The following is a 20,331-nucleotide window of genomic DNA, read 5'->3' as shown; positions in this document are numbered from 1 at the left end:
CAATCTTATGACTTCTGCCAACAAGCCGGAGCGTACGGGAATCCCCTGCGTCTCCGGCTTTTTCTCTTAACTTAATGAAATCTTAAAAAGCATTTATGCTTTTTTATACTTTCTTAAGGTTTGGAATCGGAATTTCTGGTAAAGTTGTAGAAAGACAGGCATCACCTATATCGAAGGGAGTCATTAATTATAATGGACAAAAAAGAATTTGAAACAAACGGGCAATTGAACAACAACGCAACACCCGAAGAGACTGACGCTTCCGCAAACACCAATGAAGCACCGGTGGAAGCCGAAACGATTCCTGCAGCGGCTGAAGAAGCTGTCCCAGCAGCACAAGAACCGGTTGAACCAGCTAATAATGCAGCAGCAGATGTAACACCTGAAGCAGTTCCTGTGATGAGCAAGGTTGGCGGCGGCAATACTCCTCCCTCCTCCCCTAAAGGCGGCAAGGGCTGGATGATCGCATCGATCGTTCTTGCAGCAGCACTGATTATAGTATTGATCAAACCGCCTTTCCAGAAAGATGACAACAGCGTTGCTGTTGCTACCGTCAATGGTACCGATATTACCAAAGCTCAGCTGTATGATAAGCTGGTTGAAGCAGGCGGCGAATCGACCTTACAGAATCTGATTACTACTACCCTTGTAGACCAGGAAGCCAAGAAAGCCAACATTACTGTTACTGATGAAGATATCAATGCTGAAATTGAAGACCTGAAAACCCAGTTCGGCGGTGAGGATGCACTCAATTCCGCGCTTGCCCAAAGCTCCATGACGCTTGATGATCTGAAGGCGCAAATGCCGCTGCAGGTTGAGATCCGCAAGCTGCTTGAGCCTAAGGTTACCGTTACGGATGAAGACGTTACAACCTACTTTAATGATAATAAAGCCACCTTTAACCAGGAAGAAGAAGTACAAGCTTCCCATATCCTGGTTGCTACCAAGGAAGAAGCCGATGCGATTGTCAAGCAGCTCAAAGAAGGCGCTGATTTCGCTGCTCTGGCTCAGGAGAAATCTTCCGATACCGGCTCTAAAGACAAAGGCGGAGATCTTGGCTTCTTCAAAAAGGGAGATATGGTTACAGAGTTCTCTGATGCTGCCTTTGCCCTCAAAGTCGGTGAAACAAGCGGTGCTGTGAAGTCGGATTACGGCTACCATGTCATCAAAGTAACAGACCGCAAGGAAGCTCATGAATACACGCTCGAAGAAAAGAAAGACGAAATCAAAAAGACCCTGATTTCCCAGAAGGTGTCCGAGATGTCCTCCACCTGGCTGCAGGATCTGACTACAAACGCCAAGATTACCAACACACTGACGGATGAGCCGGAAGCCTCTGCTACACCGGAAGCTACAGAAGCGCCAGCTGCAGAATAAGCTGACCTAATAACTTAAGGACCAGACGGTTAATTTAACCGCTGGTCCTTTTTATGCCGCCCGGTTAGAGCAGACAGCGCGCTGTTATGTGTTTTTCTTACGGATCTGCTTGTCGTGGTTCTCGCCCCACTCTTTGGCCTGAGCCGTTGCGATTGCAATGGCCCGCCCTTCGTCGTATCCGTCCTCCAGCAGCGCATTGGCGATATCAATTGCTTTGTTGCGAACCGGTGCCATGAAATTCTTCAGGGAATCAGGATAATTATCTTTGTTCCAAGGCATTACAAAAACCTCCTTAATCAGGTTATAGTACTACTTATCCTGAATAAGGAGGTTTCAAACAAGAGGCTCCCGCTTATTTAATCACTTTAACACGTTCTTCAATCGGCTGGAATTCTTTAGGTCCCGGTGCGGTAACCGTCTTGCCGAACGGCAGCTGGGCAATCAGCTTCCATTCTGCAGGAATGCCGAAGGTTTCCTTCACTTCATCATCAATCAGCGGGTTGTAGTGCTGGAGCGAAGCGCCAAGACCGGCTTCAGCGAAGGCAGTCCAGACTACAAACTGCAGAATACCCGAGGACTGGTTCGACCAAATCGGGAAATTGTCAGCATACAGGGCAAAATTCTCCTGCAGATTCTTCACCACCGTTTGATCCTCAAAGAACAGCACGGAGCCGTAGCCAGCTTTGAACGAAGCCAACTTCTGGGCTGTACCTTCGAATTGCTCTGTCGGCACAATCTTGCGGAGCGTTTCAGCAGTGATATCCCACAGCTTATCATGCTGCTCGCCAAGCAGAACTACTGCTCTGGAGCTCTGGGAGTTAAATGAAGTCGGGCTATGTAATACGGCCGCTTCAACAATTTCCTTGATTTGATCATCTGAGATCGGGGATTCCTTGCTGATTGCATATACGGACCGTCTTGCTTCTACAGCTTCCAGAAAACTCTTAGACATAAGATAACTACCTCCATTTATTCTAGTAACTAACTTTTGTATATCTTAACACTTCTATTCCGATAAAACAACACCTATTTCATATTTTTCCTGCTGCTCTGTTTGTATCCACCCTTATTCTCGCTGGAATCCGCCTGTTTATGCACCTTCCACTATTTTCTATAATCACAGGAGCGTTATTCGAAACACCTGCTGTCCCATGCCGATATACAAAACCGCTATAAATACGCTACAATGATTCAGCCATACTGCTGAAGGAAGGGTCCTGAACATGATATTTCCCGCCAAAAGAAACGATTTTCCGTTAAAAAAATCACCCTTGATTGCTTTCACCATCCTACTTGCGGCTGTTTCTATCCTGCCAGGCTGCAAAGACACAAATTTGTCATCTGACGCTCCCCTTGAGGGAGCAGTACCTGCTGTCATTGCCTCCTCTACCTCACCGGTATCATTCTGGGTTGCAACAGATACCCATTATCTTAACAAGTCACTGCAGGACGGCGGGCCGGCCTTTCAGAGCTATGTAAACAGCGGCGACGGCAAAATGCTGCCGTACAGCGATGAGCTTATGGAGGCGCTTGTCCATGATGCAGAGCTTAAAAAGCCGCAATTCCTTATTCTGAGCGGCGATCTGACCAACAACGGTGAGGCGGACAGCCACAAGGAGCTGGCCGCCAAGCTGAAGCGTATCGAGAAGCAGGGCACCTCTGTCTATGTCATCCCCGGCAATCATGATCTGTTTAACCCCTGGGCAAGATCCTTCAAGGGTGACAAGCAGATTGTGACTGACCATATCACCAGTAAGGATTTCACGGAGCTGTATGCTGACTACGGATATAATGAAGCTATTTCAAAGGATACGAATAGCCTTAGCTATCTTGTGGAGGCCTCACCGGGCTTATGGCTGCTTATGATTGACAGCAGCCAATATGTAAACAACGAGAAATACGGCTTCCCGCAGACAGACGGGCGGATTCTTCCGGCGACTTTATCCTGGATAAAAGATTGTGTGAAGCTGGCCTCTGAGCAGCATGCTTCCATCGTAACAGTGATGCACCATAATCTGCTCAGCCACACTTCCATGTCCGTATCCGGCTTCAAACTTAACAACAGTCAGGAGACGATGGCAGCCCTTCGTCAGGACGGCCTTAATCTCGTGTTATCCGGACATATTCACATGCAGGATATCCGCCGTGATCCTGCTGCCGGCCAGACCGCAGCAGATTCAAATGTCCTTCCGGTATACGATATAGCCACCAGCGCCTTTGCCGTTAATCCGCACCAGTATGGCGAGATGACCTTTGATCCACAGTCCCGTAAAGTCACCTACCATACCGCTTCGGTTGGCGTCGAGCAATGGGCGGCAGACAATGAAATTACTGATCCGAACCTGTTACATTTTAAAGCATATGCCGAGCAGTCTTTTTCAGAAAGCTCTTATAACAAAGCTATGAAGAATCTGAAGGACAGCAGCTTTAGCGAAGCAGACAAGCAATCTATGGCCAGAATGATGTCGGAACTGAATGTTAAATATTTTGCCGGCACAGCCGGCACTGATGCAGAAGCCATACAAGCAATGCCGGGTTACCAGCTATGGATGAACCAGAAGGAAGGCTTCATGTCCGGATATATCAGCAGCATGCTCAAGCCCAAGGAGCAAAGCAACATAGCACTGGAAGTGACTCTGACCACACAGTAAGCAGCAATGCTGCAGAAAGGAGCCTGCAATGACCACCCGAATGGTACCACCTGCCGATAGCGGCCTACCCGGCAAGCTCTCCCAGCCTGCGCTGCGGGCACTGGACCATGCCGGCTTTACCCGGCTGGAACAGCTCGCCCGGGTCAAAGAAGCCGATCTCCTGAAGCTCCACGGTATGGGGCCGAAGGCGATCGTTATTCTCCGGCAGGCGCTTGCCGCAGAAGGACTTTCTTTTGCCGAATAATGTGAATCCGAAGCAAAAAGCCGGAGTCCCGCTTCAGGGAGCTCCGGCTTTTTATTAATACAAATACTTGCACTGGTTAAGGCCGTTCGATCCAGATGTAGCCATCCTCATCCTTCTCAACCTTAGCATGCAGACCTTCGGCCAGCACACGGAGCGGTACATTGGCATCTCCGTATTCATCCACGAATACCGGAAGCGGCAGCTTCACAGTCTTCCCGCTCACGAGCGCCTGATCGGAACCGATTTTGAATACGACTGCATCTCCGTATACATCATCGGTTACAGTAATGGACTTGTTGGCACCGTCCCAGGTCACTTCAGCATCCAGATCCTCGGCTACATAACGCAGCGGAACCCAAGTGGTCCCTCCGATCACTACCGGGTAATAATAATCATCGTCCGGAATAATCATCAAAGTCTTGGCCGTAATTTTCATATCATCCTTAAGCATATTGTAGACAGTAGAGCCCGGCTCAAAATTGCGTAGCGTTTCACCTGGAGTCATCTCGGTATTCGACAGATCGAGGGCCCCAGCCTTGCTGATCAGGTCTGCGGTAACCGGCCCGTTCACATTCCAGGTCTGAGTCTGTGACTGAACCGAAATGCTCTTCAGCGGCAGATCCTCACTGGCAGGCAGTGCAACGGTCAGGTCCATATTCTGCTTGCGGATATGGAAGCCGCTGTCTACAAACAAATCTACCTGCAGCTTCGTATCTTTGCTCAGCACGGTAGCCAGTTCAGGTGTTGTCTCGTAGAGACTCTCAAGCTGCTTGTCATAGACAAGCAGGAGTGCGTCCACAGCCAGCTTGGCAGCATCATGGGCCACGGTCACAACGCCTTCCTTATCCTCCAGCGGAATATCACCGAATCCAAGCATATCCAGCTCTTCATCAGCTCCGGCTGCAGTCAGAATCGGATACAGGTAATCGTAAAGACCGCCAATCAGAGCTGTAAAGCCTTCAGTATCCTTCGATACGGATTTGAGGAAGCTCTTCACCAGAGCAGGCAGCTCGTCGCCTGTAATTTCGGTATGTAGCTTCGTCAGGTTCAGCTGCTGGCCATACACAGTTTCGCTAACCGAAGTAGCGCTGATTGCAGCCGGATTTGGCAGATTCTTCACCACAAATTGGGTAACAAGCTTGGAGATATCCTGCAGCTTGCTCTCATCGAGCCCTTCTACACCAAGCGATTCATCGTAGCTCTCAAGCGGGAAATAGAAAGGCTGCTTCGCTCCCTCTGCATTAAAGACCACTGCCTCCTGATCCATGGACAGGGTGAACGGTACAGTCGCCTGCTTGTAGGTTACGGATCCGGCTGCAGAAAGATTACCGTTATCCTGCAGCTTTACATGAGCGATATTTACAGAAAAGGAATTGATAAGTTCAATCATTTCAAGATCCTCAGCACTGATTCCGTCAGCCGGAACAGCCTTCAAGGATAAGGTAGTGCTGGACTCCACTGATTTAACATCAAGATCCCCCAGTAGCGCCTTGTTAACGTCCAGCCCTCCGACTGTTTGGCAACCTGCCAGAATCAGCAGCATTGCCAGTAGCGGCAGCAGCCATTTAGTGCCTTTCCCCATTCTCCTCATAGCATGACTCCTTTATCGGTTATTTGTACATCTATCCATCAACTCAAAAGAGGAAGGACTCGCAGTGAAAAGTGCTGTATGCGCTGGTTACAGGAACTCTCTCCTAAAGCATAAACAGAGTTTTCCATTGAATATTTACCCAATCCTGGTAAAGGAGAATCCTGATTATGGCCAGTACCGCCAGGTGAACCGGATAAAAGGACCACCATACCCAGCGGGGCAGGCGTCTTTTCTCAAGGAAAGCCCATGCAGCCGGAAATACCGCAACAAGTAGGGTCGGAACAATACTGAACATCTGGACCAGCCAGCCGCTATAGAACAGATAAAAGCTGTTCAGCACAAAATGGGCCAGAATCAGATAATACGATCGTACATAACGGAAGATCAGCACGAGGATCAGACCGTATGCATTATAATCAAGCGGAAGAACATCCATTACATAAACAGCTATCAAAACAACCGGAATGCCCAGCCAGAGCGACGGCAGCTTATCCAATATAAGCAGCACAATTGCCGAGAGCAGCAGCGTAAAGACAACATTCCAGCCGCCGGGGTCAAGCGCCATATTGTACGGAACCTGGGCAATAACCGCAATGAGCAGCAGCCTCATCAGATACCTTGGTCTCGATTTAGTATGTATATGCCCTTGCACCAGCCCGTAGCAGTAAATCGGAAAGGCGATTCTTCCAATAATTCTCCAGCCCATCTCATCCGGAAAAAAAATGTAGCCTATGTGATCAATAAGCATAGTAAGCATTGCAATAATCTGCATTTCCGGCCTCCTGATTTAAGTTCTATGAGTGCTATTATCCAATGCTTTGCCGGACAGTGCAAGCCTGCCTACTATTTCCACAAGCTGCAAGCGTTTTCCTTTCGTCAGGAAATATATATTCTAATATAAAAGGAAAGCCGCCCCGCTAATGCGGAGGCGGCTTTGCCTGTGTCTGCGGCATCCATGACCGGTCAGGCCGTTTTTGATTTGTTGTAAATGTCAAACCCTACAGCCAGCAGCAGCACCAGGCCTTTAATGCCCTGCTGCCAGTCTACACCAAGGCCGACAAGGGACATTCCGTTATTCATAACGCCCATGACCAGACCGCCGATGATGGCTCCGACTACCGTGCCGATCCCTCCCGAAGCCGAAGCGCCGCCTATGAAGCAGGCTGCAATAGCATCCAGCTCAAAATTGGTTCCGGCCTTTGGTGTAGCCGAATTCAGTCGGGCAGCAAAGACCAGGCCGGACAAAGCGGACAGTACACCCATATTTACGAATACCCAGAAGGTGACCCGTTTGGTTTTTACACCTGAAAGGCTCGCTGCTTTCTCATTGCCTCCCAGCGCGTAGATATGGCGTCCCATCGTCATATTATTCATCACAAAGGAATAGACAGCAATCAGCACCAGCAGGATGAGGAGGATGTTGGGAATCCCGTTATACTGAGCGAGGACAAACGTAAACAGGTTAATAACAATAATGAGTGCAGCCGCCTTCACAATCGAAATCCAGAGCTGCGTTTGTTCAAATCCGTATTTGACCGAGGTTCTTCGCATTCTGATCTCTTGAAGGACTACCAGGACAGACAGAATAATGCCTGCCAGCAGCGTCACTATATTCAGCGTGCTTCCGTCACTGAAATCGGGGATGAAGCCGGAGCTGATTTTTTGGAACGTCTTGGGAAACGGGGCAATCGACTGCCCGTTCAGCACAATCATCGTTAATCCGCGGAACAGCAGCATGCCTGCCAGCGTTACGATAAACGCCGGAATTTTGATATAGGCAACCCAGAAGCCCTGCCAGGCGCCGACAAGCGCACCCATCAGCAGCGAAAGTACAACGGCCAGTACGGGATTCATCTGCTGCTCAACCATCATAATGGCCGAAAGCGCCCCGATAAATGCGGCGACAGAACCGACTGACAGGTCGATATGGCCGGTGATGATCACCAGCACCATGCCGATCGCAAGCACCAGAATGTAGCTGTTCTGCAAAATAAGGTTTGTTACATTCAACGGCTTAAGCAGAATGCCGTCGGTCAGAATCTGAAAAAAGACGGAAATAAAGATCAAGGCAATAATCATGCCGTATTGGCGGATATTCTTTTTGAAAAGTTCACTGATTGCTCCCATTGGTGTTACCCCCTGCTTCGTGTCATATATTTCATCAGCAGCTCCTGCGTAGCGTCCTGCCGCTGCACCTCACCTGTGATCCGTCCCTCGCACATTGTATAAATTCTGTCGCACATCCCGATAATTTCCGGCAGCTCGGAGGAGATGACCAGCACGCCCCGGCCCTCCGCAGCCAGGCTGTTAATGATCGAGTAAATTTCATATTTGGCGCCAACGTCAATTCCGCGTGTCGGCTCATCCAGTATAAGCACATCCGGCTGGGCATAGATCCACTTGCTCAGCACAACCTTCTGCTGGTTGCCGCCGCTTAGATTCACCGTTTTCTGCAGAATACTTGGTGTCTTGATGTTCAGCTTCCTGCGGTATTCCTCTGCCACCAGCACTTCCTCATTCTCGTCGATCACACCGTGCCGGGACAGCTTATTCAGGCTGCTGAGCGATATGTTGCGTTTGATATCATCAATCAGGATCAGGCCGTAATGCTTGCGGTCTTCCGTTACATAGGCAAGTCCGCCCGCAATAGCCTGGCTGATATCATTGAAATGAACCTCCCGGCCATGCATGAACAGCTCTCCGCTGATCCGTCTGCCGTACGATTTGCCGAATACACTCATCGCCAGCTCTGTCCGGCCGGCCCCCATCAGCCCGGCAATGCCGACTACCTCACCGCGGCGGATATGCATATTGATCCGGTCCAGCATTTTGCGGTCTGCTTGCGTCGGGTGATAAACTTCCCAATCGCGGATTTCAAAAATGGTCTCCCCGAGCTCCGGCGTCCGCTCCGGATAGCGGTTAGTCAGATCGCGGCCGACCATGCCTTTTATAATGACATCCTCCGTTACCGCATCCTGCTTCATATCGAGCGTTCTGATCGTCCGGCCGTCTCGCAATATCGTTACTGAATCCGCTACCTTCTCGATTTCGTTCAATTTGTGTGAAATGATGATTGAGGAGATTCCCCGCTTCTTCAGCTCCAGAATCAGTGTCAGCAGGTTCTCGCTATCATCCTCATTCAGCGCCGCCGTAGGCTCATCAAGAATGAGCAGCTTCACTTCTTTGGACAGCGCCTTGGCGATCTCCACCAGCTGCTGCTTGCCGACACCGATTGTCGATACCCGGGTCAGCGGAGATTCGCCGAGGCCGACGGTCGCGAGCAGCTCCCTGGTTCTCAGCGTCGTTTCATTCCAGTTGATTACTCCGCGCTTTGCCTGCTCATTGCCAAGGAAGATATTTTCCGAAATCGACAAATACGGAATCAGCGCCAGCTCCTGATGGATAATGACAATGCCCTGCCGTTCGCTGTCCTTGATATCCCTGAACTGGCATACCTCGCCGCCGAACAGGATATCCCCTTCATAACTGCCGTGCGGATATACGCCGCTAAGCACCTTCATCAGGGTCGACTTTCCGGCCCCGTTCTCCCCGCAGAGGGCATGGATCTCGCCCGCCTTTACCTTCAGGTTTACATCCGCCAGCGCCTTGACCCCCGGAAAGGTCTTCGTAATCCCCTTCATTTCCAAAATATACTCACTCATCTAAACTCTCACCCAGCTTTCCCTGTTACTGTGAAGCGGTATGCCGGCAGCTGTTCGGAAAGAGCCGCCGCATACCGCCTTTATTGTGCCTGCTGGTTACTGGCCGAGCTGCTCTTTAGTATAATAGCCGCCCTCTACCAGCACTTTATCCACATTGCCTGCATCTACAGAGACAGGTTCAAGCAGATAAGAAGGAACAACTTTGACTCCGTTGTCATACGTGGTCGTATCATTGACCTCCGCTTCCGTACCCTTCAACACACTTTCCGTCATTTGTACTGCCTTCTTGGCCAGCTCCCGGGTATCCTTGAACACGGTTTGGGTCTGCTCTCCGGCCAGAATCGATTTCACCGATGCCAGCTCAGCATCTTGACCTGTTACAACAGGCAGTTTCTTGTCTCCCGAGCCGTAGCCTACCCCCTTCAGGGAAGAGAGAATGCCGATGCTGATGCCGTCATAAGGAGAAAGCACAGCATCAAGATTGTCACCCGCATAATTGGCGCTCAGCAGATTATCCATCCGCGCCTGAGCAGTGGCACCATCCCAGCGCAAGGTTGCCACCTGTTCCATCGTAGTCTGTTTGCTGCGTACAACCAGCTTGCCTGAGTCGATATAAGGCTTCAGGACGGACATCGCCCCGTCAAAAAAGAAGTACGCATTATTATCGTCCGGTGAACCGCCGAACAGCTCGATATTGAAAGGCCCCTTGCCTTCCTTCAGCCCCAGCTTCTCTTCAATATAGGAGCCCTGCAGTACACCGACCTTGAAATTGTCAAAGGTAGCATAATAGTCTACATATTCACTCTTTTTGATCAGCCGGTCATAGGCGATTACGCTTACACCTGCGTCATGCGCTTTCTGCAGCACATCGGTTAAGGCCTCACCGTCGATTGAAGCGATTACAAGCGCCTTCACCCCTTTGGTGATCATATTCTCAATCTGCGCTACCTGATTTTCAACAACATCCTCCGCATATTGCAGGTCCGTACTGTACCCCAGTGCTTCGAACTCCTTCACCATGTTGTTGCCGTCATTCACCCAGCGTTCCGAAGATTTCGTTGGCATCGCGATTCCTACCTTGCCGTTCTTTCCTTCTGAGCTGCCTGAGCTGCCTGAGCTGCCCGAATTGTCCGCGTTGCCGCAAGCGGCCGTCATCAGCATCAGTGCCAGTGTCAACAGGATAAGTCCAATTTTCTTCATTCTGCATTCCCCCTGAAAGGTCTGTTGTTTCTGAGATGCGGGTGCCTCCCGCTTCACAAATTGAGTATAGCAATGCGTATCCTCGCCGTATTTACACTGAAACTACTGTTTTTATAAAAAAACCACCTTTGTGTTTGCGCTTACAATCATGGGCAAAAAAAAAGAACACATTCAGCATAGAGCTGCATGTGTCCTGCAATGTTTACACGGTAAAATTCGGTGCCTTGTTACTAGATCAGACTTCACTTATATCTTTACCTGTACCCGCCATTCCCGGTCTTTCCGCCGCCCTCTGTCTCACCGGGAAGTACACCTTTACGGAACTGCAGCGGAGATACGCCGGTCTGTTTTTTGAAAGCTGTGCTGAAATAATGCTGCGTCTCATAACCTGAGCGTTCGGCAATTTCATGGATACTCCATTCGGTGGAATTCAGCAGCTGGGCGGCTTTGCGGATCCGGATCTGAGTCAGATAGGCGCCGAACGATTCACCCAGCTCCTGCTTGAACAGACGGCTGAGATAAACCGGGGAGGCCTGGAGCTTCCCGGCCATCGACTCCAGACTCAGATCACATTCGGTGTAATGCTCCAGCATATGTTGTCTGGCCCGGCGGATCAGCGGCGACAGCGGCTGCTCGCTGGACAGGGATACCCTGCATTTGCGGTAAGCAGCGGGCAGACCGGTCAGATCGCCGGAGACCTGCTGGACTCCAAGCTCCACAGCAATCTTGAGATGGCTGCGTACTGCCGCCTCAATGCCGGCCAGTGCCGCTTCTCCGCTGCCTTCCCATAGAAGGATGACTATCAGCCCGGCGCTATCACGGAAAATGACCTTGGGATAAGCCTCCAGCAGCTCAGCACTGATATTCTCAATGGCATACATAAACAGCTGACGCTCGCTGTCCTTCATCGCCGGCTGGCGTACTTCGCCGCGCCAGCGGATCACGGCAAGCAGCTGCGGGCAGGCCGGGGGCAGCTTCAGAAACTGCAGCTGCTCACCGATCTCCTCGCGGCGGAGATTCCCCTCCAGCCATTCCTGGCAGAAGCGTGCACGCAGCAGCGGAAAGTTCCTGAGAATCTGTCTCGAGGCTTGCTGGAAGTGCTCGCTTTGCCGGCGCTCAGTCTCCAGTTCATCCCGTACCCCCCGCAGTACCTGTACCAGCTGCTGCGGATCTGCAGGCTTTAGTATGTAATCATTAACCTGCAGCCGGATGGACTCCTGGGCATAGGAGAATTCATCGTGCCCGGTAATGACAATAATCCGGCAGCCCGGCAGACGCTCCTTCAGCTGCTTCATCAGCTCAATGCCATGCATAATCGGCATGTTCAGATCCACGAGAGCAATGTGGATCCCATGGTGCATTGCTAGTTCAAGCGCCTCTTCCCCGTCTTCCGCCTCTGCTGCTACCTCCAGGCCTAGACCCTTCCAGTCTACACATTGCCGGATGCCTTCACGGATAATCTCTTCATCGTCGGCAATCATCACCTTCCAATGCTCCATAGCTCTCAATCTCCTCTCTTAGTCAGCATAATCCGCCGGACTGCTGCTCCGTACAACCGGATGCCGGACAGTTACTACGGTGCCACTCCCTGCTGCACTTTCAATATGCAGACCATAAGGCTCCCCGTAGGTAAGCCTGATCCTGGCCTGCACATTCAGAATGCCGTAGCCGCTGCCGCTGCTGTCAATTGCCCCTTGGTCAGCCTCTGCAGCTTCACCATTCGCACCAGCCGAATCCAGACGTTTGTTAAGCAGCGCAAGCCGCTCTGCGGCCATTCCGGCGCCGTCATCCGTTACTGTCAGATACAGGTCACCTTCCCGTTCTTCTACTGCAATAGTGATCCGGCCGGGTCCGCGCCGTTCCTTGATCCCGTGATATATGGCATTTTCCACAATTGGCTGCAGCAGCAGCTTCAGCACATACAGCTCACCGAGCCGGGGATCGGCTGAAATGGAGTAAGAGAGCTTACTGCTGTACCGGGTATGCTGAATCTGCAAATAACTGACGATATGCTCCAGCTCATCTGACAGCGGGATAATGTCACTGCCCTTGCTAAGCCCCAGCCGGAACAGCTTGGAGAGAGACTGCACCACGCCGGCAATATCCTCCGCACCTTTGCTGCGGGCCATCCAATGGATCGTATCAAGCGTATTGTAGAGAAAATGCGGCTTGATATGCGCCTGCAGGCTGCGCAGCTCCGCCTCCCGCTTCTGCCGTGCCTGCAGCTCCGTCAGCGAGAGCAGCCTGCTGATCTGGACAAGCATCGTATTGAAGCTGCGCCCAAGCATTCCGATCTCATCCGAACGGTTCCCCCAGTAGCGGATCGTCAGATCACCGGACTGCGCCTTGCTCATGAAGGAAGCCAGCTGGCCGATCGGCCGGGAGATGGAATAGGCCAGGTAGAAAGAAGCCGTCATCCCGAGCATGCAGACTACGAATACAAAGGTGACTACATTAAAGGTGATTTCCCGTACACCATAGGCCGATTCATCCATCGGAAAGACACCTACCGTGGTCCAGCCGGTAAATGACGAGGTCCGGTAAATCAGCTGAATCTCGCGCTTATCCGCTTCTACCGAGGTAATACCGGAGCTGTCAGTAAACAGGTCTGCCTGAATTGATTGCATGAACGGGTGCTGCGGCGTATACACAATCTCCCCGCTGCTGTCGACCACAGTCAGATAGCCTGTTTTGCCAAGTGTGACATCCCGTGCAGTTTCGGCAATTGCCCGCAGCTTCATATCCACCAGCACCACTCCCTGAACGATCTGCGTATCAGGATCTACAATCGCCCTGACGGCAGATACGACCTCACTTTCTTTATAGTCAGCATGGGACTTGACGGCACGGCCGTAAGGATGCCCGATTATTTTGAAGATCCCTTTGTTGGCCTCTGCCGCCTTGTACCATGCCTCCTCGGTCAGTTCGGTATCCGGACGGGTGTACATCTCGTTACTGATGTAATCCCCGTTCCGGTTTACCAGCAATATTCCGGCGATTTCAGAGCTGAGCGTAGTGAAGCCCTGCAGGAACTTGCGGATGTTATATTCCACCGGCTCACCGTTAACTCCGGTCACGCCGGAGCCTGCGCTGCCCGGAAGCTGACCGCTCAGAAAAGCCTCGACTCCGGGGTCGAATGAGATGAGATACGATATTTTCTGCAGATTCTCCACATCATTCTCCAGTGCGGCATTGACCTTGCCAATCAGCTGCATCGTATTCTCATTGCTCTGCTGCTCAACTCTGCGGTCTACAGTCCAGCCGATCAGCAGCCCGAGCCCGATGGAGGGCAGAATGCTGATTAGCAGAAAATGAATGATCAGCTTATAGCGGATCGGCATATTATTCAGCTTAAGCTTATCAATCGTCAGCCCGCGCCTGTTCATAAGATGTCCCTCCCCCGGCCGGAGCTACTTGGCATAATAATTCTCCACATTCGCCCGGGTCACCACATCTATGCCCGTATCTACTGTATCCGGCACCGGCAGCGGCTTATTATTGAGATAGGCTGAAGAGTCCTCCATCAGGCCGCGGTGCAGGTGAAACAGCTCGGTCAGCGACCAAAAACCCATATTCCAGGTGCCTTGGGCCATTGTTGCAGCGATCCGTCCTTCCTTCACCAGATCCAGCGTGCCTTTATCGGTATCAAAGCTGATAATCTGCATCCGGGAGTCCGTACCCTGTATTTTCCTCACTGCCTCAGCCACTCCGATTCCGCCGTTGGATTCCGTAGCAAAGATCCCTTTAAGCTGCGGATAAGCAGCCAGCAGCTGCCCTGCAGCCTCCCTTGAAGCGACCTGATCGCCATGGCCGTCTTTGACGGCTACTACTCTCATCTCCGGAAACTCGCTGCGGATAGTCATACTGAATCCGTCTGTACGCTCCTGATGATTATGCTGCTCAGGTGTTGTGATGATGGCTACTTCTCCTTGTCCGCCCGTAAGCTCTGCCATCTTGCGCGCTGCCTCAACGCCGGCAGTGTAATTATTCGTTCCCAGGAACGAGTAAGCTTTACTTGCAGGAGCACCCGAATCAAACAGAACAACCGGGATTCCGCTATCCACCGCTTTGTTGATCGTGGCTGTCAGCAATTCGGAGTTGACCGCAGAGATGGCAATGCCTGCCGGCTTTCTGGCAATAATCTGTTCCAGTACCGTCATTTGTTCATTCGCGTCATGCTGTGTCGAGCCATGATATTCTACGGAAACATTGAGTTCCTCCGCAGCATCCTCAAAGCCCTTCAGTACACTTTTCCAGTAATCGATACCGAGCTGAAAGGTGACCATTACATACTTATCTTCGATATTGCCGCGCAGTCCCGCCGTTTCCCAAGGGTCCGTGCTGCTTGCCTGCAGCTTGTAGTTCAGTACATACACCAGGAAAATTCCGATCAGAAGCACATAGACCAGCCACAGCTTCTTCACCATGTAACCCCTTTCATAAGTGAATGATAATCAGTTGCTAAGGCCATGATACCTTGTTTGCCGGAAGTTGAAAATAACAAATGATTGCCGGCTGCGCAATTGGCAGCACACGCTATACATAGGCAAACAGGCCCCGCAATGGGGGCCTGTATACAAACCTGTTGCCGCTGCGGATCAGAACAGCAGGCCTGCCGAGTAGCCCTCACCCTCCAGCAGGTCATATTCCACCAGGCGGTAATCGTCAAGCAGCTCCTGCTGTTTCGGAGTCAAGCCGCTCAGCGGACCGGAATTACCGAGCAGGACGGCTTTGCTAAGTACGGGAATCTCTGCTTGAACCTGTTCAAGCAGCTTATAATACGGGGGCAGTGACATTCCCGACAACCGGAAGACCTGCGGGCCCAGATAAGCCGGACTAAGCGTTCCAAGCGGACCCGCTCCGATGTCAAAGTTGGCCAGGATCATCAGCTTGGTCTCATGCTTCAGCCGGGGCTCACTATCCCAGCCTGCTGCCGTATAAATACCAGAGGACAGCGCCGGCAGATGGTCGCCCCAGAATGCGGCAATGGTCGGACGCTCTATTGTCAGCAGCTCCTGCTGCAGATAAGCCAGCGCTTGGTCAGTAAGGCTGGTATTGTGCACATAGGTTTCGATTTCATCTTTATATTCAGCCTCCACCCCGCTGACGCTAATGGTATTCGGCCCGTTCAGCCCCTTGGTGAACGGAAAATGATTCTGCATCGTCACCAGATGGATAAACACCGGGTCTGCCGCCGATTTAAACCGCCGGACCGCCTCCTGCACAGCAAACTTGTCGGAGATATAACCGTCAGGTGTAATACGGCCGCTGTCACCCAGATCCTTTTCACCGGTGAACGAATCGAAGCCAAGGACCGGATATACCCGGTTGCGGTTATAGAAGGTTTCATCGAAGGGATGCAGCGCCTCCGCCCTGTAGCCGCGCTCCTTCAGGATGCTGACGATGGACGGCAGTGAGGACATTTTGACCAGCCGCTGCTGGTATGGGATGGAGCCGTCGTTCAGGAAATACATGGACAGGCCGGTCAGCGCTTCAAATTCCACATTGGCCGTATTTCCGCCAAATTCAGGGGAGAGCAGATAGCCGGATGGGGTTGTGGCCTCCGCCGTATGGATAAAGCTAAGCGGGTCTTCACTGAATGCCAGCCCGTCCAGCCGGGTCGGGTCAAAAAAAGCTTCATCCATCATGAACAGAATGTTGGGCTGCTCTCCTGCAGCAGATACACTCCCGGAATCCGGCAGCTCACTGTACCTGGCAGCAATTTCTTCGATTGCCTGCCGGCTGTACCCTTCCGGCTGCTCCATCAGATTTTGCCGCATATTGCCTGTAAAAGCGTAGAGAAAGCCGTTCTGTGCATAGTTCACCTTCTGGTTCCAGAAGATATTCTGGTACTTCAGAGAGGATGCAAGCGTACTCTGTCCGTTCACCATAGCGATAAATCCGGCCAGTATAATAACAGATACAGCGCCCAGAGATAATCTGAACGGCAGACGCAGCTTCATCTCCGGCAGCCTGCGCAGCAGGAAGAAAAGCACGGCAACGAACAGCACTCCTGTGGCCAGCAGCAGCGGCGAGATCATGCCCTTCGTAATGGTGCGCATATCTGCGGCATTTTTGAGCAGCAGCAGATCCCAGGGAAACAGCGGCTCCCCGGTTGTTGACAGCTTTTTATAATTTGCAGTACCGGCCGCGGCACCGGCCAGCAGGATTATTCCCGGCCCGATATACATATTGGGCAGAAGGACTGAAGCTGCCAGCAGAAGGAAAAAGAAAAACAGGCTGCCGGATATATATAACAGCGGATACTCAAGGATCCAGCCGAATATACGTTGAAGCTCCAGACTGAATGAGGCTGCCTGCAGGAAGAAATTCAGCAGGAATCCGTCAAGCAGCAGTCCGGCTGCCAGCAGCCATGTCCGCTTGGGTAACATTGTGTGGCGCAAAACAATCACTCCTATCTATACTAAACGTGTAGTATACGCCACTTACCTTAAAACTGGATTAAATCCAGGATATCCGCCTTGTACCGATGCTTCTATTCTTAACCTCCGCCGGCTGGAGGTATACTTTTGGGGACAAGCAAAAAAGCGGGAGCAGCACGCAGCTGCTTCCCGCCCTATTTTAACCTTTCAATACACGTGGCATTAGCCCGCTGAACCATACTATTTTACATAAAGACGGCCGGTCTCTTCCCAGTATTCTCCTGGCGCCAGACTGAACAGCCCGATTTCTTCGGCCCGAAGATCAACCTTCGGCGCATTCACGAGGTTAATCTGCGGTTCAGGGCAGAAAAAGCCTTCGGTTGCCCCGTTATTCCAGATCATCCACTGTTTGTACGATGTTCCTACATCATAAACCAGCGTAACACCAGACTTGCTGTCCGTGAGCTCCATGCGGTTGCGGCCATTTTGGGCCACTGCAGTATAATGATTGTCCATTGGCGCATAGAACGGATAAAGGCCTTCATCACGCAGGGCAATTTCATCCGCAGTCAGCTCCTGGAAAGCCCCTGTAGGCAGCATACGCTCGTTAAGCTCCCAGCGTTCGCCTATCGTCAGCTTCACCTTGTAATCCTGAGGTGTACTTCCAGGTGCAAACGGCGCATTAATGGCGGTATGGAAAGCAAGCAGACAAGGCATTAGCTCCTCCCCGTCATTGTGTACCTGCAGGTGCTGGGACAAACCGCCTTCGCCAAGCGTATAGCGCAGCTTAACAGTATATTTGAAGGGCAGATATTGATAAGAAGGATGGTTCTCATCCACCTTGATGGCTACTGTAACGAAGCTCTCGCTTTTGCCTACGCCAAATTCTTCAACTTCCCAGGCAGCCGTATGTAAAAACCCATGCAGATGATTGCCGGTTGCCGTTTCATTTACGGGAAGATGATAAGTCTTGCCGTTAAATGGGAATTCCCCGTCCTCATAACGGTTTGGAGGAAACAGCACCGGAATCCCATGAATCCCCGGGCTTGCTTTGAATGCTTCCATCTCCTCCGCACCCGGCTCATGCAGGAAACGGTAACCATTCTCGGTATCGCGGAAGCAGATCAGATTTCCCCCGATGTGCGGCAGGATTGCTGCCTCGTAGCGCCCGGCCTTCAGCCAGACCGCAGCTTCCCCTTCAAAAAGTCCTTCATAAGCAGTAATCGACATTGTACATTCTTTCTCCCTTCCATAATCTCAAAATGACTCTCTTAGATAGATTAACACATCTGCGGAAGCGGTAACATGGCATTTTTACAATTGTTCAACTTCGACGCTCATGACATGTTCAATTTTTTTCACATCGTAATAGATTTCCGTTGCATAATCATGATCAGGCGCAGACAAGACCATATCAATCAGCTGTCTGCCGTCATCCAGATCCTTGATTTTCATCCGGCGGATGGCCCGGCCCGGTTTACGCGTTTTACGCTGATCAGTCATAGGACGTCCCTCGATCTTCTGTATGACCTCAGTCAGCACGTAGTTGGGCTCCATAATGATTCTGACAGAGATTTCATGCTTGTTAAGCACCTCCGGGCCGATTGCCTTGATCAGCAGTGGAACTGCATTCACAGCGAACATAAGCAGTACTACCGCATACCCTGCCTCCAGATAAAAGCCTGCGCCTACCGCAATTCCGATCCCCGAGGCAGTCCAGATAAGCGCCGCTGAGGTCAGGCCCGAAATGGCATCTCCGCCCCTGCGCAAAATTACACCGGCCCCCAGGAAACCGATCCCGCTTACAATCTGTGCAGCCAGCCGCATTGGGTCCATCGTAGGATGTTCTGCCCCGCCAAATTTGTCGTACGCATGAATGGAGACAAGCGTCACAAGACAGCTTGCGATGCTGATGACCATGCTGGTCCGGATTCCCAGCGGTTTCTGCTTTAATTGCCGGTCGATGCCGATGAACAGCCCGAACAGCATGGCCACCAGCAGTTTTACAATGGATTCTGTGTGAAGATCAATACTCATGGCTCCTCCTCAAAAAAACAGATAGAATCAGTATACCTTAAAATAGCCGCCAGGCTTATAACAAAATGTAAAAAAAGAAGAAACGCATGCCGCTCTGCCGCATACCGCATTAACCCGTTAGAGGCAGCTGCAGCATTGCCGGTGATGGAATCCGTTTCTTTTGAAAGGAGGAACTATTCTTTACAAGGTATGCCGGTCAATGTCTGTATAGAATGGTCTAGCCATGCAACAGCGATTCGGCACCGTCACAATAAATCTCTGTGCCTGTAATATGATCGGAATCGTTCGATGCAAGGAACAGTGCAAGCTTGGCCACCTGGTCCGGACGTCCCGGCCCCTTCTCCAGCGGCTGATCGCCCTCCGGGAAATCTACTGGAATCTTCACTTCCTCCAGATCCTCGGAAGGATAGGTGTTATCATCGATATTAGTCGAGATGGCACCTGGACAAATCGCGTTAACTCTGATCTTGTACTGGGCCAGCTCTAGCGCTGCCATTTTCATAAAAGCAACCTGGCCCGCCTTCGTGGTGCTGTAAGCCGAGAACCCGATATTGGAGAAGATACGGTTCCCGTTAATCGAACTGTTGATCAGAATACTGCCGCCATTCTCCTTCAGATGCGGTATCGCATATTTGACGGTTGCAAAAGTCCCCCGCAAATTGATATGAATGGTCTGATCCCAGTCCTCCATCTCCATGGTTTCAATCGGTGCCATTGCCCCGTTGATTCCGGCATTTGCGAACACAATATCCAGCCGGCCCCATGTGGCTGCTGCCTGATCGATTGCTTCTTTTACCTGCTGCGGCTGCTCAATATCACATTCAATTACAAGGGCCTCTCCGCCCGCTTCTTCTACTTGCCGTTTTACTTTCTCTGCATTTTCAGGTGTGCGGTCCAGTAAAATGACCTTGGCGCCGTTTCTGGCAAATTCCATAACAGAAGCTTTACCGATACCTGAACCTCCGCCGGTGACAACTGCTACTTTGCCTGCTAATCTAAGCTCTGCCATTGTTATGTTCCCTCCTGTTGTTGTTCTTTCCCTAACCTTTACCTCGCATTCACGGAAATGAACCGGGTTCTCCGTATTTTGATTTATACGATGAACTGGATACCATTAGAAAGATCAGCCACAGGCTGAAAGCGCAATCAATTATTTACTCAAGAGAAGACTATAATGAATATGACT

At 51.2% G+C, this 20,331-nt stretch carries 17 protein-coding genes; 3 read left to right on the top strand and 14 right to left on the bottom strand.

Translation table 11 applies throughout. From position 1 onward, the window contains the following. The first annotated feature begins 192 nt into the window (after positions 1 to 192). Positions 193 to 1,377, top strand: coding sequence for a peptidylprolyl isomerase (locus BLR64_RS19380; RefSeq protein ID WP_090716631.1), 1,185 nt, complete (start codon positions 193 to 195; stop codon positions 1,375 to 1,377). A gap of 84 nt (positions 1,378 to 1,461) precedes the next feature. Here BLR64_RS19380 and BLR64_RS19375 read toward each other — a convergent pair whose 3' ends face one another. Together BLR64_RS19375 and BLR64_RS19370 are read right to left on the bottom strand one after the other, a co-directional pair. Beyond that, positions 1,462 to 1,656 (bottom strand): DUF2188 domain-containing protein, encoded by a 195-nt coding sequence (locus BLR64_RS19375; protein ID WP_090716629.1) that lies wholly within the window; start codon positions 1,654 to 1,656, stop codon positions 1,462 to 1,464. 73 nt (positions 1,657 to 1,729) lie between these two features. Continuing rightward, entirely contained in the window at positions 1,730 to 2,329 is a 600-nt protein-coding gene (locus tag BLR64_RS19370) for a nitroreductase family protein (protein ID WP_090716627.1), read from the bottom strand. 382 nt (positions 2,330 to 2,711) lie between these two features. Here BLR64_RS19370 and BLR64_RS19365 point away from each other — a divergent pair, with 382 nt between their 5' ends. Both BLR64_RS19365 and BLR64_RS19360 read left to right on the top strand, forming a co-directional pair. Then, positions 2,712 to 4,028, top strand: coding sequence for a metallophosphoesterase (locus BLR64_RS19365; protein ID WP_167360732.1), 1,317 nt, complete (start codon positions 2,712 to 2,714; stop codon positions 4,026 to 4,028). A 28-nt stretch (positions 4,029 to 4,056) separates the two neighbouring features. Then, positions 4,057 to 4,272: a helix-hairpin-helix domain-containing protein gene (locus BLR64_RS19360; protein WP_244157771.1), complete on the top strand. Its 216-nt coding sequence runs from the start codon at positions 4,057 to 4,059 to the stop codon at positions 4,270 to 4,272. Positions 4,273 to 4,348: 76 nt separating this feature from the next. Here BLR64_RS19360 and BLR64_RS19355 read toward each other — a convergent pair whose 3' ends face one another. The 12 genes from BLR64_RS19355 to BLR64_RS19300 form a co-directional block, all read right to left on the bottom strand. Next, entirely contained in the window at positions 4,349 to 5,863 is a 1,515-nt protein-coding gene (locus BLR64_RS19355) for a copper amine oxidase N-terminal domain-containing protein (protein WP_090716625.1), read from the bottom strand. A gap of 103 nt (positions 5,864 to 5,966) precedes the next feature. Then, positions 5,967 to 6,635: a TraX family protein gene (locus BLR64_RS19350; RefSeq protein WP_090716623.1), complete on the bottom strand. Its 669-nt coding sequence runs from the start codon at positions 6,633 to 6,635 to the stop codon at positions 5,967 to 5,969. Between the two features lie 191 nt (positions 6,636 to 6,826). After that, a complete protein-coding gene (mmsB, locus tag BLR64_RS19345) occupies positions 6,827 to 7,990 on the bottom strand; it encodes a multiple monosaccharide ABC transporter permease (protein WP_090716622.1) in 1,164 nt (387 codons plus the stop codon). Between the two features lie 5 nt (positions 7,991 to 7,995). Beyond that, on the bottom strand, positions 7,996 to 9,525 hold the full coding sequence (mmsA, locus tag BLR64_RS19340) for a multiple monosaccharide ABC transporter ATP-binding protein (protein WP_090716620.1): 1,530 nt from the start codon (positions 9,523 to 9,525) through the stop codon (positions 7,996 to 7,998). A 96-nt stretch (positions 9,526 to 9,621) separates the two neighbouring features. Beyond that, on the bottom strand, positions 9,622 to 10,725 hold the full coding sequence (gene chvE / locus BLR64_RS19335; protein ID WP_090716619.1) for a multiple monosaccharide ABC transporter substrate-binding protein: 1,104 nt from the start codon (positions 10,723 to 10,725) through the stop codon (positions 9,622 to 9,624). A 254-nt stretch (positions 10,726 to 10,979) separates the two neighbouring features. Beyond that, positions 10,980 to 12,224 (bottom strand): response regulator transcription factor, encoded by a 1,245-nt coding sequence (locus BLR64_RS19330; RefSeq protein ID WP_090716617.1) that lies wholly within the window; start codon positions 12,222 to 12,224, stop codon positions 10,980 to 10,982. A gap of 18 nt (positions 12,225 to 12,242) precedes the next feature. After that, a complete protein-coding gene (locus BLR64_RS19325; protein WP_090716615.1) occupies positions 12,243 to 14,111 on the bottom strand; it encodes a cache domain-containing sensor histidine kinase in 1,869 nt (622 codons plus the stop codon). A 24-nt stretch (positions 14,112 to 14,135) separates the two neighbouring features. Further along, complete coding sequence (locus BLR64_RS19320; protein ID WP_090716678.1) at positions 14,136 to 15,149, bottom strand: substrate-binding domain-containing protein; 1,014 nt, start codon at positions 15,147 to 15,149, stop codon at positions 14,136 to 14,138. 174 nt (positions 15,150 to 15,323) lie between these two features. Beyond that, positions 15,324 to 17,129, bottom strand: a complete 1,806-nt coding sequence (locus BLR64_RS19315) for an LTA synthase family protein (protein WP_090716613.1) — start codon at positions 17,127 to 17,129, stop codon at positions 15,324 to 15,326. Positions 17,130 to 17,348: 219 nt separating this feature from the next. After that, positions 17,349 to 18,338: an aldose 1-epimerase gene (locus tag BLR64_RS19310; RefSeq protein ID WP_090716610.1), complete on the bottom strand. Its 990-nt coding sequence runs from the start codon at positions 18,336 to 18,338 to the stop codon at positions 17,349 to 17,351. A gap of 84 nt (positions 18,339 to 18,422) precedes the next feature. Continuing rightward, the gene (locus BLR64_RS19305) at positions 18,423 to 19,145 is read right to left on the bottom strand and encodes an MgtC/SapB family protein (protein WP_090716608.1); all 723 of its coding nucleotides are present in this window, start codon (positions 19,143 to 19,145) and stop codon (positions 18,423 to 18,425) included. Between the two features lie 217 nt (positions 19,146 to 19,362). Then, positions 19,363 to 20,154 carry an SDR family oxidoreductase gene (locus BLR64_RS19300; RefSeq protein ID WP_090716604.1) on the bottom strand — a complete coding sequence of 264 codons (792 nt, stop codon included), beginning with the start codon at positions 20,152 to 20,154 and terminating at the stop codon, positions 19,363 to 19,365. Between the last annotated feature and the right edge of the window lie 177 nt (positions 20,155 to 20,331).

The organism is Paenibacillus typhae (genome assembly GCF_900099765.1).
In the GTDB taxonomy this organism is placed as follows: domain Bacteria; phylum Bacillota; class Bacilli; order Paenibacillales; family Paenibacillaceae; genus Paenibacillus_AQ; species Paenibacillus_AQ typhae.
Note: the sequence above shows the minus strand (reverse complement) of the source record. Positions and strands in the feature narration are given on the sequence as shown.